The sequence below is a fragment of the Serratia bockelmannii genome, from assembly GCF_008011855.1.
GTDB lineage: Bacteria > Pseudomonadota > Gammaproteobacteria > Enterobacterales > Enterobacteriaceae > Serratia > Serratia bockelmannii.
This window is the reverse complement of record NZ_VOUX01000033.1, coordinates 1465446-1480349: the sequence shown is the minus strand read 5'-3', so window position 1 is coordinate 1480349 and position 14904 is coordinate 1465446. Positions and strand designations below refer to the sequence as shown.

Annotated in this window: 14 protein-coding genes; 8 read left to right on the top strand and 6 right to left on the bottom strand. The window is 61.7% G+C overall.

Annotated features, from left to right (window positions below; all coding sequences use genetic code 11):
- Positions 1-48: 48 nt before the first annotated feature.
- Both mmuM and mmuP read right to left on the bottom strand, forming a co-directional pair.
- The gene (gene mmuM / locus FOT55_RS23535; RefSeq protein WP_147824100.1) at positions 49-987 is read right to left on the bottom strand and encodes a homocysteine S-methyltransferase; all 939 of its coding nucleotides are present in this window, start codon (positions 985-987) and stop codon (positions 49-51) included.
- Positions 977-2386, bottom strand: coding sequence for an S-methylmethionine permease (mmuP, locus tag FOT55_RS23530; RefSeq protein ID WP_025303799.1), 1410 nt, complete (start codon positions 2384-2386; stop codon positions 977-979). Before mmuP ends, mmuM begins: the two co-directional genes overlap by 11 nt.
- Positions 2387-2563: 177 nt before the next feature.
- Between mmuP and FOT55_RS23525 the strand changes: the two genes are divergently transcribed.
- The 4 genes from FOT55_RS23525 to FOT55_RS23510 all read left to right on the top strand — a co-directional run bounded on the left by FOT55_RS23525 (position 2564) and on the right by FOT55_RS23510 (position 8843).
- The gene (locus FOT55_RS23525) at positions 2564-3403 is read left to right on the top strand and encodes a ChaN family lipoprotein (RefSeq protein ID WP_060433817.1); all 840 of its coding nucleotides are present in this window, start codon (positions 2564-2566) and stop codon (positions 3401-3403) included.
- A 102-nt stretch (positions 3404-3505) separates the two neighbouring features.
- The gene (locus FOT55_RS23520; protein ID WP_147824099.1) at positions 3506-4300 is read left to right on the top strand and encodes an energy transducer TonB family protein; all 795 of its coding nucleotides are present in this window, start codon (positions 3506-3508) and stop codon (positions 4298-4300) included.
- A gap of 54 nt (positions 4301-4354) precedes the next feature.
- A complete protein-coding gene (locus tag FOT55_RS23515) occupies positions 4355-6481 on the top strand; it encodes a S9 family peptidase (protein ID WP_147824098.1) in 2127 nt (708 codons plus the stop codon).
- A 121-nt stretch (positions 6482-6602) separates the two neighbouring features.
- Complete coding sequence (locus FOT55_RS23510) at positions 6603-8843, top strand: TonB-dependent receptor domain-containing protein (protein WP_147824097.1); 2241 nt, start codon at positions 6603-6605, stop codon at positions 8841-8843.
- Positions 8844-8865: 22 nt separating this feature from the next.
- On the opposite strand, the gene FOT55_RS23505 is transcribed toward FOT55_RS23510, so the two are convergent.
- From FOT55_RS23505 to amiA, 3 genes are all read right to left on the bottom strand, one after another.
- The gene (locus FOT55_RS23505) at positions 8866-9321 is read right to left on the bottom strand and encodes a YaiI/YqxD family protein (protein WP_004936514.1); all 456 of its coding nucleotides are present in this window, start codon (positions 9319-9321) and stop codon (positions 8866-8868) included.
- A complete protein-coding gene (gene hemF / locus FOT55_RS23500; protein ID WP_049209344.1) occupies positions 9321-10241 on the bottom strand; it encodes an oxygen-dependent coproporphyrinogen oxidase in 921 nt (306 codons plus the stop codon). The genes FOT55_RS23505 and hemF overlap by 1 nt, the downstream gene beginning before the upstream one ends.
- Before the next feature lie 65 nt (positions 10242-10306).
- Complete coding sequence (gene amiA / locus FOT55_RS23495; RefSeq protein WP_147824096.1) at positions 10307-11188, bottom strand: N-acetylmuramoyl-L-alanine amidase AmiA; 882 nt, start codon at positions 11186-11188, stop codon at positions 10307-10309.
- A gap of 204 nt (positions 11189-11392) precedes the next feature.
- Here amiA and FOT55_RS23490 point away from each other — a divergent pair, with 204 nt between their 5' ends.
- Positions 11393-11818: a GNAT family acetyltransferase gene (locus FOT55_RS23490; protein WP_004936504.1), complete on the top strand. Its 426-nt coding sequence runs from the start codon at positions 11393-11395 to the stop codon at positions 11816-11818.
- 42 nt (positions 11819-11860) lie between these two features.
- On the opposite strand, the gene FOT55_RS23485 is transcribed toward FOT55_RS23490, so the two are convergent.
- On the bottom strand, positions 11861-12259 hold the full coding sequence (locus FOT55_RS23485; protein ID WP_033643970.1) for a YgiW/YdeI family stress tolerance OB fold protein: 399 nt from the start codon (positions 12257-12259) through the stop codon (positions 11861-11863).
- A 174-nt stretch (positions 12260-12433) separates the two neighbouring features.
- Here FOT55_RS23485 and FOT55_RS23480 point away from each other — a divergent pair, with 174 nt between their 5' ends.
- The 3 genes from FOT55_RS23480 to FOT55_RS23470 all read left to right on the top strand — a co-directional run bounded on the left by FOT55_RS23480 (position 12434) and on the right by FOT55_RS23470 (position 14724).
- Positions 12434-12898, top strand: coding sequence for a DUF2919 domain-containing protein (locus FOT55_RS23480; RefSeq protein ID WP_147824095.1), 465 nt, complete (start codon positions 12434-12436; stop codon positions 12896-12898).
- A gap of 156 nt (positions 12899-13054) precedes the next feature.
- A complete protein-coding gene (locus tag FOT55_RS23475; protein WP_004936494.1) occupies positions 13055-13642 on the top strand; it encodes an RpoE-regulated lipoprotein in 588 nt (195 codons plus the stop codon).
- 182 nt (positions 13643-13824) lie between these two features.
- Entirely contained in the window at positions 13825-14724 is a 900-nt protein-coding gene (locus tag FOT55_RS23470) for a Dyp-type peroxidase (RefSeq protein ID WP_147824094.1), read from the top strand.
- Positions 14725-14904 lie beyond the last annotated feature (180 nt).

The following is a 14904-nucleotide window of genomic DNA, read 5'->3' as shown; positions in this document are numbered from 1 at the left end:
CCCGGGTTGAGTGACTGGCCCCCTGCGCCGTTGGCGCCGGGGGCTTTTTTATACCTTACAGCGCGCGGCGATGGCGCGGATATCCTGCGGGGTGGTGCGGCAACAGCCGCCGATCAATTGTGCGCCGAGCGCGCGCCACTCCGCCGCCTGATCGACCAGGCTGCCGTGCTCGCCGCCGCAGGCGTGCCAGGTTTTGCTCACCGCATCGTAGTGCTCGCCGGAGTTCGGATAAACCAGCAGCGGTTTGTCGGCCAGCGCGCCCAGTTGGCGCAGCGCCGGGGCGACCTTGTCCAGCGCGATGCAGTTGATGCCGATCGCCAGTACCTGCGGATTGCCGCGCAGCGCGGACAGGACCTCCGTCAGCGGCGTGCCGTCGCTGAGATGTTGGCTGTCGCGAAGGGTGAAGGCGAACCAGGCGCCGAGCGTCGGGAACTCCTGCAGCAGCGTCAGCAGCGCCTGCAGTTCGGCGAACGACGGCAGCGTTTCGCAGGCCAGCAGATCGACGCCGGCGGCGGCCAGGGCTGCGAGGCGCGGGCGGTGGAAGGCAATCATGTCATCCTGTGCCAGCCGGTAGTCGCCGCGGTATTCCGAACCGTCGGCCAGATAGGCGCCGTACGGACCCACCGAACCGGCGATCAGCAGCGGCGCCGCCTGCGGGTGTGCGGCCAGATAATCGTGGCGCGCGCGTTGCGCCAGCTGCACGCTTTTGGCGATCAACGCCAGCGATTGATCCTGATCCAGGCCGCGGCGCAAGAAGCCCTGCGGCGTGGCCTGATAACTGGCGGTGACGGCGCACTGGGCGCCGGCGTTGAAATAATCGAGGTGTATCTGATAGATAAGCTCGGGATTTTCAATCAGCACCTTGGCCGACCACAGCGGATCGGTCAGATCGCAGCCACGCGCTTCCAGCTCGGTGGCCAGCGCGCCGTCCAGGATCAGCGTGGGGTGTTCGGCCAGCAGGCGGGCGACAGGGTTGTTAACCGACATGTTGTTCTCCCAAAGCGTTTTTTTGCCCGGCGCGCCGGGTCAGGAAATAGGTGAGGTAGCACAGGGCGACGAACGGCAGCCCGCAGTAGAGCGCGATGCGCTGCTCCGGATCGAACGCCAGCCCGATGCAGGCCAGCAGGCACAGCGCAAAGCCGAGGATCGGCGTCAGCGGGTAGCCGGGCGCGCGGTATTTCAAGCCGCTTATCGGCTGGCCGCTGCGCAGGTAGGCGCGGCGGAAAGCATAGTGGGCCGCGCAGATGCTCAGCCACACCGCCACCACCGCAAAACCGGAGATCGCCGACAGGGCGACAAACACCGTGTCTGGCGCGATCACGCTGGTCAGCAGCGCCAGCACGCCGCCGAGCATGCTGAAGGTCAGGGCGTTGATCGGAATGCCGCGCGCATTGACGCGCGCAAAGTAGGCCGGCAGGGTGCGCTGGTGGGCCAGCGACCACAGCATGCGCCCTGAAGCGTACAGGCCGGAGTTGGCCGCCGACAGGATGGCGGTCAGGATCACGAAGTTGAAGATATCGGCGGCGTAAGGCACGCCGATGCGTTCAAACACCAGCACGAACGGGCTTTTGACGATCCCCGCCTGATCCATCGGGATCAACGCCGCCAGCACGAAGACCGTGCCGATAAAGAACAGCATCAGGCGGATCACCGTGGTGCGGATCGCCAGCGGTACGACTTTTTCCGGGTTCTCGGTTTCACCGGCGGCAATGCCGATCAGCTCCGTGCCGGAGAAAGCGAAGTTCACCGCCACCATGGTCATCAGGATCGGCAGCGTGCCGTGCGGCAGCCAGCCGGAAGCGGTCAGGTTATGCAGGAACGGCGCCGGCGTGCCGTCTTTCATCGGCAGAAGACCGAACATGGCGGCACCGCCCAGTATGATGAACGCCAGAATGGTCACCACTTTGATCAGCGAAAACCAGAATTCGCTTTCGGCGAAAAAGCGGGTGGTCACCACGTTAAGCAGGAAAATGGCCGCGCAGAAGATCAGGCACCACAGCCACACCGGCGACTGCGGGAACCAGTACTGCATGCAGAATCCGGCGGCGGTGAGGCTGGAGCCGAGCGCCACCGTCCAGGTGAGCCAATACAGCCAGGCGACGGCATAGCCGGTGGCCGGCCCCAGATAGCGCGAAGCATAGACGTGAAAGGCGCCGGTTTCCGGCATCGCCACCGACAGTTCGCCCAGGCACAGCATCACCAGATACACCACCAGCGCGCCGATCAGGTAGGCCAGCAGCGTGCCGAGCGCGCCGGTGGTGGAGATGATGTAGCCGGTGTTGAAAAACAGCCCGGTGCCGATCACGCCGCCCAGCGACAGCATCACCAGGTGCCGGGCCTTCATGCTGCGTTTGAACTGTCCTGCGGCGGGTGCCGATGGTTGCATAATAATCTATCCGTATAGACGTCTAAATATCTGAATGGCTATTGGTTATACCCGCAATGCTTTTTCAACGCAATGCGCAGCCGGCGATCGCCGCGTAAAAAAATCGTTAAGCCAAATCTATATGCAAATGATAATTATTATCTATAATGTCGCCATTTTCGATAATGGGGCAACATGATGAGATATCTGATTTTATTGGCGGCGTTGGCGCTCGGCGCCTGCAGCCAAACGCCGGTGAAAACGTCGGCCGGCAACATCGACAAGCTGGGTAACATTACCGATCTGCACAGCGGCTCGACCCTGACGCCGGAGCAGCTGTTGACGCGATTGGCGCAGCAGCCGCGGGTGATCCTGGGGGAAAAGCATGACAATCCTTACCACCATCAGATTGAGCAATGGCTGGTGCAGCAGCTGCCGCAAAGGCGGCCGCAGGGCAGCGTGCTGATGGAGATGATCAACCCGAACCAGCAGGCGCAGGTCGACAAGGTCAAACAGTGGCTGCAGAGCGATCCCACGGTGCGTGACGGCCGCGTAGCGGAGCTGATCGCCTGGCAGCCGGGCTGGAAGTGGGAGCTGTATGGCGGGGTGACGATGGCGGCGATGCGCGCGCCTTACCCGCTGTGGTCGGCCAACCTGGATCGCAGCGAGATTACGGCGTTCTATCAGCAGCCGCAGTTCCCGGCGGGGCAGCTATCGGCGCAGCCGGCGGTGCGCAAGGCGCTGGAAGAGACCATCCGCACTTCGCACGGCGGCAAGATTGAGGCCGATCAGCTGCACGCGATGCTGGCGATCCAGCAGCAGCGCGATCGGCGCATGGCGGAACGTCTGCTGGCGGCGCCCATGCCCGCGTTGTTGATCGCCGGTGGTTATCACGCCGCCAAATCGGTGGGCGTGCCGCTGCACGTGCGGGATCTGCAACCGGCGGCGGTGCCGACGGTGCTGATGCTGGCGGAACCGGGCGTACAGGTCGATGCGAACACCGCAGACTATCTGTGGATCACACCATCAGTGAAATGAATACGTTAAGAGAGTGAAAAGGGGTGTTAATTATATTTGCAAATGATTATCATTAGTAAATGTGATCTGCAATCATTCGCAATTAAGCAAGCTAATGCCCCTATGTTAAGTCAGTCTTACTCCCTCCCGGCCTTTGAACTGCCGCAGCCGCGCTGGGCGCGCGGCCTGCTGCTCGCCCTGGCGGCGCATGTGGCGTTGGTGCTGCTGTTTTACTGGCCGCAGACGGCGCTGGAGCCGGTGGCGCTGCCGCCGCCGGCGGTAATGATGAGCTGGGCGGCGCAGATTGAAGCGCCGGAAAGCAAGCCGCTGCCGCTGGGCGTGCAGCAGGCGGAGTCCGCCGCGGCGCAGCCCGCTGAGCAGCAGCAGCCGGATCTGCCCAAGCTGGCGCGCGCCGATAAAGCAAAAATCGTGACGGCGCAGAAGAAGCGCGCCGAACACCGTCCCCCGCAAAAAGCGCAGCCGAAGCCGCAGGAACAGGCCAAAGAGACGCGCAATGCCGCCGCGTCCAGCGCCGCCGCGCCGCAGGCGCAGACGATCTCCCACCAGACCGCCGCCCCGATCAACAGCGACGCCAACAGCAACGCGCAGGCCAAACTGTCGTGGGAGAGCCTGGTAAAAGGCAAACTGAACCGCATCAAGGATTACCCTTTGGATGCCCGCAGCCGCCGGCGCAGCGGCATGCCGCAGGTCAGTTTCAGCGTTGACGCGCAGGGGCGGGTCTCGAACGTCGTGCTGCAGGTGCGTTCCGGTACCGCGTCGCTGGATCGGGAAGCGGTGGCGGTGGTGTCGCGCGCCCAGCCGTTGCCGCCGCCGCCGCCGGAGATGCTGCAACAGGGGGCCGTCAAGGTGACGATGCCGATCGATTTCAATCTGGCGGAGCTGAATGCCCGCCGTTAATGCCCGCAGGCGCCGCATCGCCGTCGTGCGCCTCTTCAAACTTCGTGAGGGATTATGAATCCGCTGTTATTCACCCCGCGCCGTCGCATCGCGGCCGCGCTCTGGCTTTCTTTAGGCCTCGCCGGCGCCGCGCTGGCGCAACCGCAGCCGCCGTTGGCGGAACGCGCGCCGAAAGCGCTGACGGCGCATGGCGAGACGCGCACCGACGATTACTACTGGCTGCGCGACGACAGCCGAACAGAGCCGAAGGTGCTGGACTACCTGAAGGCGGAGAACCGCTATACCGAGCAGATGATGGCGCCGTACCAGAAGCTGCGCGCCACGCTGTATCAGGAGATGCTGGGCCGCATGAACCCTGACGATCGTTCGGTGCCGTATCAGCTCAACGGCTATCGCTATCAGGAAAGCTACGCCGCCGGTAAAGATTTCGCGCTGTATCAACGCCAGGCGCTCACCGCCGACGCGCCGTGGCAAACCTTGCTGGACGCCAATCAGCGCGCGGCCGGCCACGCCTATTACCGCCTGGGGGCGATGGACGTCAGCCTGGACAACCGCCGCCTGGCGGTAGCCGAAGATCTGCAGGGCCGCCGCCAATACCGCATCTCCCTGCGCGAGATAGACAGTGAGCGTTGGTCGCCGGAAACGCTGGAAAACACCTCCGGCAATATGGTGTGGGCCAACGACAACCAAACCCTGTTCTACGTGCGCAACCACCCGCAAACGCTGTTGCCATACCAGGTCTATCGCCATCAGTACGGGACGCCGACGGCGGAAGATAAGCTGGTGTACCAGGAGAACGATCCGGCGTTCTACCTCAGCCTCGGTCGCTCGTCCTCGCGCGATTACCTGATTCTGACCATCAGCGGCAACACCACCTCCGAAGTGCGCCTGATCGACGCCAACCAGCCGCAGCGCGAGCCGCAGCTGTTCGCCGCCCGGCAGAACGGCCGCGAGTATTACCTCGATCACTACCGCGGCGAGTTCTACCTGCGTTCCAACCATCAGGATCCGAACTTCGGCCTGTACCACACGGCGGCGGCGGGTAAACCCTGGCAGACGCTGATCGCGCCGCAGGCGCAGCACGAGGTGGAGAGCTTCAGCCTGTTCCGCGACTGGCTGGTGGTGCAGGAGCGCGCCAACGGGCTGGTGCAGCTGCGGCAAATCAGCTGGGACGGCAAAACCGAGCGCGCCATCCCGTTCGACGACGCCAGCTACATGGCCTGGCTGGGCTATAACCCGGAGCCAGACAGCGATCGCTTGCGCTACGGCTATTCGGCGATGACCACGCCGACCCGCACCTATGAGTGGGATCTGAACAAGGGCGAGCGCACCTTGCTGAAGCAGCAGGAGGTGAAAGGCGTCGATCCGAGCCTGTATCACAGCGAACGCATCTGGGTCACGGCGCGCGACGACGTGAAGGTGCCTGTCTCGCTGGTGTACCGCACATCGCTGTTCAAAAACGGGCATAACCCGCTGCTGGTGTACGGCTATGGCGCTTACGGCATGAGCATGGATCCGGCGTTCAGCGCCAACCGCATCAGCCTGCTGGATCGCGGCTTCGTCTATGCGCTGATCCACGTGCGCGGCGGCGGCGAGCTGGGGCAGAGCTGGTACAAACAGGGTAAGCTGACGCACAAACCGAACAGCTTCAACGACTTCATCGACGCCACCCAGGCGCTGATCACAGACGGCTACGGCCAACCGGGGCGCATCTACGCCATGGGCGGCAGCGCCGGCGGCTTGCTGATGGGGGCGGTGATCAATCAGGCGCCGCAGCTGTACAACGCGGTGGTGGCGCAGGTGCCGTTCGTCGACGTGGTGACCACCATGCTGGACGACAGCATTCCGCTGACCACCGGCGAATACGAGGAGTGGGGCAACCCGCACCAGCCGGCCGCCTATGCGCTGATGAAATCCTACAGCCCGTACGACAACGTGCGCCGGCAGCATTACCCGAACCTGCTGGTCACCAGCGGTCTGTACGACTCGCAGGTGCAGTATTGGGAGCCGGCCAAATGGGTGGCGAAGCTGCGGCGTTTCAAGCAGGGCGATTCGCTGCTGCTGCTCTCCACCGACATGACCGCCGGCCACGGCGGCAAATCGGGCCGCCTGGCGCGGCTGGAAAACGGCGCGCTGGAGTACGCCTTTATTCTGTCGGCGGACCGGCAGGCGCAGAAATAACCTTTAGCGCCGCGGCACGCTGCGGCGCAATAAAACAATAACAACCTTTTACCGCGCTTTCGGCGGGCTTTTTGCTGGGCATTGTCGGCCATCAAACCTTATTGGCTATTTCTGGGGATATATGAAAATCAAAATGATAGCGAGCCTGATCGGCGCGGGACTGGCGCTGTACGGGCCGGCTGCGGCCGCGCAGGAACAGGCGGAAAATAATAAAGGCAGCGTGGCGTTCAGCCCGCTCAACGTCTCGGCCGCCGACAGCGGCAAGAGCAGCGAAAAAGAGGCGTTGGCTCGGCCGGGCGCGTTCAGCTCGCGCGATGAAAACAAAAATCTGGAGTCGGTGGACAGCATTCTGCGCAGCATGCCGGGCACCTATACCCAGATCGATCCCGGCCAGGGATCGGTCAGCGTCAATATTCGCGGCCTGAGCGGTTTCGGCCGGGTCAACACCATGGTCGACGGCATCACGCAAAACTACTACGGCAATTCGCCGAGCGATGCAGCGCATGGGGGATTGCCCACCAGCCAGTTCGGGGCGCTGATCGATCCTAACTTTATCGTCGGCGTCGACGTGGCGCGCGGCAACGCCACCGGATCCGCTGGGGTGAATGCCCTGGCGGGCAGCGCCAATTTCCGCACCATCGGCGTGGACGATGTGGTGTTTTCCGACAACCCGTTCGGCGTGCGCACCAAATTCTCGGTGGGCAATAACGGCATCGGCCGCAGCGGCATGATCGCCGTGGGCGCCAAAACCGCCGCCTTTGCCGACGGCGGCAGCCTGGGGGCGATGGCGGCGATCAGCGGCAGTTCCATCACCTCCAACTACAAAAACGGCGCCGGTTTCGACAGCGAGATGTTCAACGTCGATAAAACCTACCGCCAGAACCCGAAATCCCAGCTGTTCAAGGTGGACATCAAGCCGGATGCCTTCAACAGCATCGAACTGTCGGCGCGCAGCTACCAGAATAAAATCACCCGCCGGCACATCGACAGCGACGATTTCTACCTCAAATACCACTACGCGCCGTTCTCGGAACTGATCGATTTCAACTTGACCGCCAGTACCAGCCGCGGCGAGCAAAAGTTCATGTCCGACAACATGGCGGGGTTCAGCGACAGCACAGCGAAAAACATCTCCGATGCGCTGGATATCAACAACACCAGCCGTTTCAGCCTGCAGGACGTCGATTTCGCCTTCAGCTACGGCGGCAAGCTGGTGCGCAACGAGTATAAGAAAAAGGCCTCTGGCTTGGTGACGGATGACAATCAGGCGGAAAGCATGCCGGTGGGCATTGCCGGCAAACAAGATATCTCCAGCCTGTACAGCGGGTTGCAGGCCAACTACGGCATCTGGCAGGGGAATTTCGATCTGAACTACACCGCCTATCGCCTCTCCGGCTATAAGCCGGCCTGTGACGAACGTGTAGAGTGCTTCCCGCAGGGGGCCAGCAATATCACTCGCAATGAACAGGGTTTCAATCCGTCGGTCATGCTGTCGGCGCAGGTGACGCCGTGGCTGCAGCCGTTCGTCAGCTACAGCAAGTCGATGCGCGGGCCGAATATCCAGGAGGTGTTCTTCGCCAACAGCGGCGGCCAGTCGATGAACCCGTTCCTCAAGGGCGAAAAAGCGGAGACCTGGCAGGGCGGGTTCAACGCCAATGCCCACGATCTGTTGTTCAAGCAGGACAGCTTCCAACTGAAAGCGGTCTATTTTGAAACCAGGATCAAAAACTACATTTCCAGCCAATCCTACCTGGTGTGTAAAAATCGCCAGAAGTGCAACCGTTCGCAGGCGACGCAGGAAGAGTGGGATGACGCGGACGTCAACGTCAGCATGACCATGTATAGCAATGCCCCCGAACCGGTCAAAATGCGCGGGGTGGAGCTTGAAGCGCTGTACGACGCCGGTTTCGCCTTCACCAAGCTGTCGTTAAGCAAGGAGCATACCTCCCAGCCGACCAACCAGGCCAGCAACGTATTCGGCGCGGGCGATATCAGCGAGCTGCCGGAGTTCTACTTCACGCTGGACAGCGGGGTGCGCCTGCTGGACGAGAAACTGACGCTGGGCGGGGTGGTGAAATATACCGGCAAATCGGTGCGCCTGTCGCCGGACTCTGATTACGATGAGAATGAGCAGTTGCTGAAAGAGCCGGCGCCGCATATTCCGACCATTATCGATCTGTACGGCACCTATCAGGTGAATCGCAATCTGCTGCTGAAGCTCAGCGTGCAAAACCTGATGGACAAGGACTACTCGGACGCGCTGAACAAGATGAACTCGCTGCCGTCTCAGTCGCAGTATGAGACGCCGACCAACACTGCCCGTGGACGCACCTATATCTTCGGCGGGGAGGTGCGCTTCTAAACCGCAGCGGAGCAGGGCGCAGTCACTGCGCCCGTTTCGCCTGCAGCAGCCATTTGTCCAGCTCGTTGGCGAACTGCTGGCGGTCGCGCTGGTTCAGGGCGTTCGGGCCGCCGGTCTGAATGCCGCTGGCGCGCAGGGTATCCATAAAATCGCGCATGTTGAGACGCTCGCGGATGGTGTCCGGCGTATAGCGTTCGCCGCGCGGGTTCAGCGCCACCGCGCCTTTCTCTATCACCTCCGCCGCCAGCGGGATATCGGCGGTGATCACCAGATCGCCCGCTTCGCAGCGGCGCACGATCTCGTTGTCGGCTACGTCGAAGCCGGCCGCCACCTGCAGCGAACGGATGTACTTCGACGGCGGCGTGCGCAATGGTTGGTTCGCCACCAGCGTCACGGTGATGGCGGTACGATCGGCGGCGCGGAACAGCACCTCTTTGATCACGTTCGGACAGGCGTCCGCATCGACCCAAATCTGCATCATTTCGGCTCCTGCAGCCAGTCACGCACCGGCAGGAAATCGCGCGCCAGCGCCGCTTCCGGACTGTCGCCTTCCGGCTGGTAGTTATATTCCCAACGCACCAGCGGCGGCATCGACATCAGGATGGACTCGGTGCGCCCGCCGGTTTGCAGCCCGAACAGCGTGCCGCGATCCCACACCAGGTTGAACTCCACGTAGCGGCCGCGGCGGTACAGCTGGAACTGGCGCTCACGCTCGCCCCAGGTCAAGGCCTTGCGTTTTTCGACGATCGGCAGATAGGCGTCGAGGAAGCCCTGGCCCACCGCGCGGGTGAAGGCGAAGCAGTGGTCGAAGTCCGGGGTGTTCAGATCGTCGTAGAACAGGCCGCCGATGCCGCGCGCTTCGTTGCGGTGCTTGATGAAGAAGTAATCGTCGCACCATTGCTTGTATTTCGGGTAGACCTCGTCGCCGAACGGCGCACACAGATCGGCCGCGGTGCGGTGCCAGTGCACGGCATCCTCTTCGAAGCCGTAGAACGGCGTCAGATCAAAGCCGCCGCCGAACCACCACACCGGCGCTTCGCCCGGTTTTTCGGCGATGAAGAAACGCACGTTGGCGTGGCTGGTGGGCACGTAGGGGCTGAGCGGATGGATAACCAATGAGACGCCCATCGCCTGAAAGCTGCGCCCGGCCAGTTCCGGACGGTGCGCGGTCGCCGAGGCCGGCAGGGTGGCGCCGGAGACGTGCGAGAAGTTAACCCCCGCCTGTTCGAACACCGCGCCGTTGGTCAGCACGCGGCTGCGGCCACCGCCGCCTTCTTCACGCGTCCATTGGTCTTCGGTGAACACGGCGCCGCCGTCGGCCTGGGCGAGCTGCGCGCAGATATGATCCTGCAGCGCCAGCAGGAAGGATTTTACTTCAGCGATGTTAGGTAAACTCATGCGGGGTCTTTATAGCGTCTGGCTGAACAAGGCGCTGAGTATACTCTTATTCGCCGCCCGCGGCATCAGCGGGGTTTGCGCTGGTGGGTATCGAAGTAATTGAAGAAATTGATGATGCCGTCCGCGATGGCGCGGGCGATTTTCTCGCGAAACGCGGTGGTGCCCAGCAGCCGCTCTTCGTTCGGGTTGGTGATGAACGAGGTTTCCACCAGCACTGAGGGAATGGACGGAGATTTCAGTACCGCGAACGCCGCCTGTTCCGTGCTGTCGCTGTGCAGGTGGTGGACCGGGCGAATTTGGCCGAGCACGTGGCGGCCGAGCGTCAGGCTGTTGTTGATGGTGTCGGTTTGCACCAGATCGAACAGCACCTGCTGCAGGTAGTTGTCCTGATCCTTATATTTGCCGCCCGCCACGTCGTCGGCGGCGTTTTCACGGTTGGACAGGTAGCGCGCCATGGCGCTGCTGGCGCCGCGGTTGGAGAGGGCGAACACCGAAGCGCCGGAGGCCGATGGGCTGGTGAAGCCGTCGGCGTGAATCGAAATAAACAGATCGGCCTGGTGCTGGTGGGCGATCTCCACTCGCTGGAACAGCGGAATGAACTCGTCTTCTTCGCGCGTCAGGCGCGCCTCGACGTGATCGTGCTCATGCAGGAAACGGCGCACGTGGTTGGCGATTTCCAGCACGATGTGTTTTTCCTGCGAACCTTCGTGGCCGACCGCGCCGGAGTCAATGCCGCCGTGGCCGGGATCGATCATCACCCGCTTTTTGCTGCCGGCCGGTTTCGCCGCCGGTTTGCTGTGCTGATTGCGCAGCAGGCCTTCCGCCCTGGCGCTTGGGTTTTTCACGCCGAACAGTGCCACCGCCAGGCCGGAAAGCAAAAGTTGGCGTCGCGTCGGGGAAACGGCAAGCGGTTTAAAATTGAGGAATTGTTTACCCTGCTTTTTCATTACGCAACGCTCCATCGACGTTTCTATTTTGCGACGTTATATCGTATTGATAATCATTAATCGACCCGATAACTATTTCCATTTATTACGCCTGTTACCGGCGATTTCCGGGTAAATAGCGCGGTAAATCGCAGTTTGATATTGCGTAAGTGAATAATCACGCGATAATCAGATAAACACCTTAATTAACAGCGGCCAACATCGATGGAAATTCGCGTATTTCGACAAGACGACTTTGAAGAAGTCATTACCCTGTGGGAGCGCTGCGATCTGCTGCGGCCCTGGAACGATCCGGAAATGGACATCGAGCGCAAGCTGAACCACGACCCGGAGCTGTTCCTGGTGGCGGAAGTCGGCGGCGAAGTGGTCGGTTCGGTGATGGGCGGCTATGACGGCCACCGAGGGTCGGCGTATTACCTCGGGGTGCATCCCGACTATCGCGGGCGCGGCATCGCCAATGCGTTGATCAACCGTCTGGAGAAGAAGCTGATCGCCCGCGGCTGCCCGAAGATCCAGATTATGGTGCGCGAAGACAACGACACGGTGGTCGAGATGTACGAGAAGCTCGGCTACGAGATCCAGGGCATCACCAGCCTGGGCAAGCGGCTGATCGAAGATCAGGAATATTGAGCAGGCAGCGGGCGGCGGCGTTGCACCGCCCGCCGCAGCGCATTACGGCAGCTTTTTGACGGTTTTCACGTCCACTTCGAGGCTGTTCCAGTCTTTATCCACTTTACCTTCCAACTGCACCTTGTCTTTCGGCGTAACGGTCTGGCCGTTCCAGCGTTTGCGATCGATATCGACCGTCAGGGTGCCGGTGGCGTCGCGGAAGGTATAGGTTTCGTCGCCGATGCGCTGCTCGATGTTGCCCTGCAGCATCACCCAGGCGTCGTCGCTCAGCGATTTCACCTTGTCCACGGTGGTCAGCGCCGCGCTGGGGCCGGAGAAACCGCCCTGTGCGGTGGTTTGCGTTTGGGCCTGCGGCGCAGCCGGGTCGAGGAACCCGCCTTGTTGCGCCAGTACCGGTGCGCTGCACAGCGCGATCAGAGCGGCCAGAGTCAGTTTTTTCATGTTGCGCTTCCTTATCGTTATCGAAAATCACATCCCGCTGATATCGGGTGCTTGCTAGGTGATAAGGATTAAAACATGCCGATCTTAAGAGCTTCTTAAGCCGGCGCATTGAAATTCACGCCGGCTGCGCCCATCTGTAGCCGTAGTCTTTATTCTGTTGGCAAGGAACGATCGTTGAAGCCATTCTCATCCCGGTTTTCCCCGGACGATTACGACCAGCACGGCGCGCTGCGGCTGCCGCTGGGATTTTGGGCCGTGCTGATTTTGCAGGCGCGCACCTGGCTGCTGTTCGTGATGGCCGGCGCTTCGCGTGAGCAGGGCGAAAGCTTGCTGGCGCTGTTTTATCCGGATACCCAACGTTTTTGGTACGGCATGCTGCTCGGCCTGCCGGCGGCGCTGGCGTTTTTGCTGAGCGGCCGCCGCCACCAATGGCCGCGGCTGTGGCGGGGCTGGCGTTGGGGGCTGGCTGTCTCCCTGCTGGCGTCGCTCGGCGGCGCGTTGTTCAGCCTGTGGCGCCAGGACGGCGATGCGCCGGGGCTGGAACTGACGCTGGCGCTGCTCGATGCGCTGGCGCTGAGCTATCTGCTGTTGAATGCGCGTCTGAAAGCCTGTTTCACGCCGGCGGAGCATGCCGACTAATTGCCGAGAAGTGCGGCACTTTTCGCATTTTCCGCACTCCAAGCTGGCAACCGTTGGCGTAGTGCGGGCCGTTGTGAGAGGCTGGCACGCAGCAAAACGCCGAGTGCGGCAGGGGCGGGTTACCGCCCCGTGCCATTGATGTTTAAGGAGCTAGAGATGAATATTCGCCCCCTGCTGTTAGGGCTTCCGCTGTTATTGACCGGCTGTTCGAGCATGTCCAATTTCTCCTGGTCCAGCCTGTCGCCGTTCAACTGGTTCGGCAGCAGCCTGGAGGTCGGCGCCAAGGGCGTCGGCAAGCTCAACGCCGGCACGCCGATGTCGGAAAGCGCCATCAACGACGGGCTGGACGGCAACTATCGCCTGCGCGGCGGCATGGCGACCAACAACGGCCAGATCGTCTCTTACTACCAGGCGCTGTCCGGCGACGAGGTGAAGCTGGTGATCACCGGCGAACCGAAGGGGCGTCTGCAGCGGGTGGACGTGCTGGATCCGAAAGTGGCGACGGAGTGGGGCAACAAGCTCGGCACACCGTTCGGCGATATGTACAGCAAGGCGTTCGGCTCCTGTAAACCGGGCAGCGGCGAAGACGCCGGTAAAGTGGAGTGCGTGGCGGAGCAGAGCAAGTACGTTACCTACATCTTCAGCGGCAAGTGGGCCGGGGCGCAGGATATCATTCCGCCGGACGACACCCTGAAAAGTTGGACGGTCAGCAAAATCATCTGGCACGCCAAGCCGCAGCAGTAATATGTTCAACGGGCGCCGGTTCGCGGCGCCTGCCTTTTCAAGCCATTACCCCTATTTTCTTTGCGCTGCTGCAAGGCAATCGCCCGTGCTTGCGGTATGATAGCGCGCGTTTGTAACAGGGAACCCGCGCGTCAACCGCCATACCTTACCTGTTGCCGGATTCTGGTATTGAGGATAACAACATGACACAGGTTCAGAGCGGTATTCTGCTGGAGCATTGCCGTTTCGCCATTTTTATGGAAGCCACCGTACAGGGCGAATTCGCCGACTTGCGCCAGGGCTGCAAGCAGTTTTGTCAGACGCTGAGCGAGCTGCAGCAGCAGTTTCCCGATGCGCGCCTCGGCGCGGTGATCGCTTTCGGCTACGACGTTTGGCACGATCTCTCCAGCGGCCAGGGCGCGAAAGAGCTGAAGCCGTTCGCGCCGCTCGGCAAAGGGCTGGCGCCGGCCACCCAACGCGATATGCTGATCCACATCCAGTCGCTGCGTCACGACGTCAACTTCACGCTGGCGCAGGCGGCGCTGGCGGCGTTCGGCAACGCCATCAAGATTGAAGAAGAAACCCACGGTTTCCGTTGGGTGGAAGAGCGCGATCTGAGCGGCTTCATCGACGGCACCGAAAACCCACAGGGCGATCAGCGCCCGGCAGTGGCGACGATCGCCGAAGGCGAAGAGGACGCAGGCGGCAGCTACGTGCTGGTGCAACGCTACGAGCACAATCTGCGCCAGTGGCAGCGTTTTACCACCGAGCAACAGGAGCAGATCATCGGCCGTACCAAGCACGACAGCGAAGAGCTGCCGGCCGATCAGCGCCCGGATACCTCGCACGTCAGCCGCGTCGATCTGAAAGAGAATGGCAAGGGCCTGAAAATTCTGCGCCAGAGCCTGCCTTACGGCACCGCCAGCGGCAAGCATGGCCTGTTCTTCATTGCCTATTGCGCGCGCCTGCACAATATCGAGCAGCAGCTGCTAAGCATGTTCGGCGATCTGGACGGCAAACGCGACGCGATGCTGCGTTTCAGCCGTGCGGTCACCGGCAGCTACTACTTTGCGCCATCGCTAACGCGCCTGCTGTCACTTTGACGCCGTTGCCGAAGCCGGTGCGCCCGGCTTCGGCCCGTTTTTCCGTCCCGAAAACGCCTCGCATTCCCTGCCTTATAGCGTTTGATGCTTGTAAATCACCAAACGGTATATAAAAGCGTTACAGCTCCGCACCGAGTTATAAATACACTGGTCGTCAATAAGGCGAAAGCCTGAAGGAAT

Coding starts and splice junctions, on each gene's coding strand:
- FOT55_RS23485 (WP_033643970.1), bottom strand. CDS start 12,259: ATGAAAAAACTGACTCTGGCCGCTCTGATCGCGCTGTGCAGCGCACCG.
- mmuP (WP_025303799.1), bottom strand. CDS start 2,386: ATGCAACCATCGGCACCCGCCGCAGGACAGTTCAAACGCAGCATGAAG.
- FOT55_RS23510 (WP_147824097.1), top strand. CDS start 6,603: ATGAAAATCAAAATGATAGCGAGCCTGATCGGCGCGGGACTGGCGCTG.
- FOT55_RS23475 (WP_004936494.1), top strand. CDS start 13,055: ATGAATATTCGCCCCCTGCTGTTAGGGCTTCCGCTGTTATTGACCGGC.
- amiA (WP_147824096.1), bottom strand. CDS start 11,188: ATGAAAAAGCAGGGTAAACAATTCCTCAATTTTAAACCGCTTGCCGTT.
- FOT55_RS23505 (WP_004936514.1), bottom strand. CDS start 9,321: ATGCAGATTTGGGTCGATGCGGACGCCTGTCCGAACGTGATCAAAGAG.
- FOT55_RS23490 (WP_004936504.1), top strand. CDS start 11,393: ATGGAAATTCGCGTATTTCGACAAGACGACTTTGAAGAAGTCATTACC.
- hemF (WP_049209344.1), bottom strand. CDS start 10,241: ATGAGTTTACCTAACATCGCTGAAGTAAAATCCTTCCTGCTGGCGCTG.
- mmuM (WP_147824100.1), bottom strand. CDS start 987: ATGTCGGTTAACAACCCTGTCGCCCGCCTGCTGGCCGAACACCCCACG.
- FOT55_RS23520 (WP_147824099.1), top strand. CDS start 3,506: ATGTTAAGTCAGTCTTACTCCCTCCCGGCCTTTGAACTGCCGCAGCCG.
- FOT55_RS23470 (WP_147824094.1), top strand. CDS start 13,825: ATGACACAGGTTCAGAGCGGTATTCTGCTGGAGCATTGCCGTTTCGCC.
- FOT55_RS23515 (WP_147824098.1), top strand. CDS start 4,355: ATGAATCCGCTGTTATTCACCCCGCGCCGTCGCATCGCGGCCGCGCTC.
- FOT55_RS23525 (WP_060433817.1), top strand. CDS start 2,564: ATGAGATATCTGATTTTATTGGCGGCGTTGGCGCTCGGCGCCTGCAGC.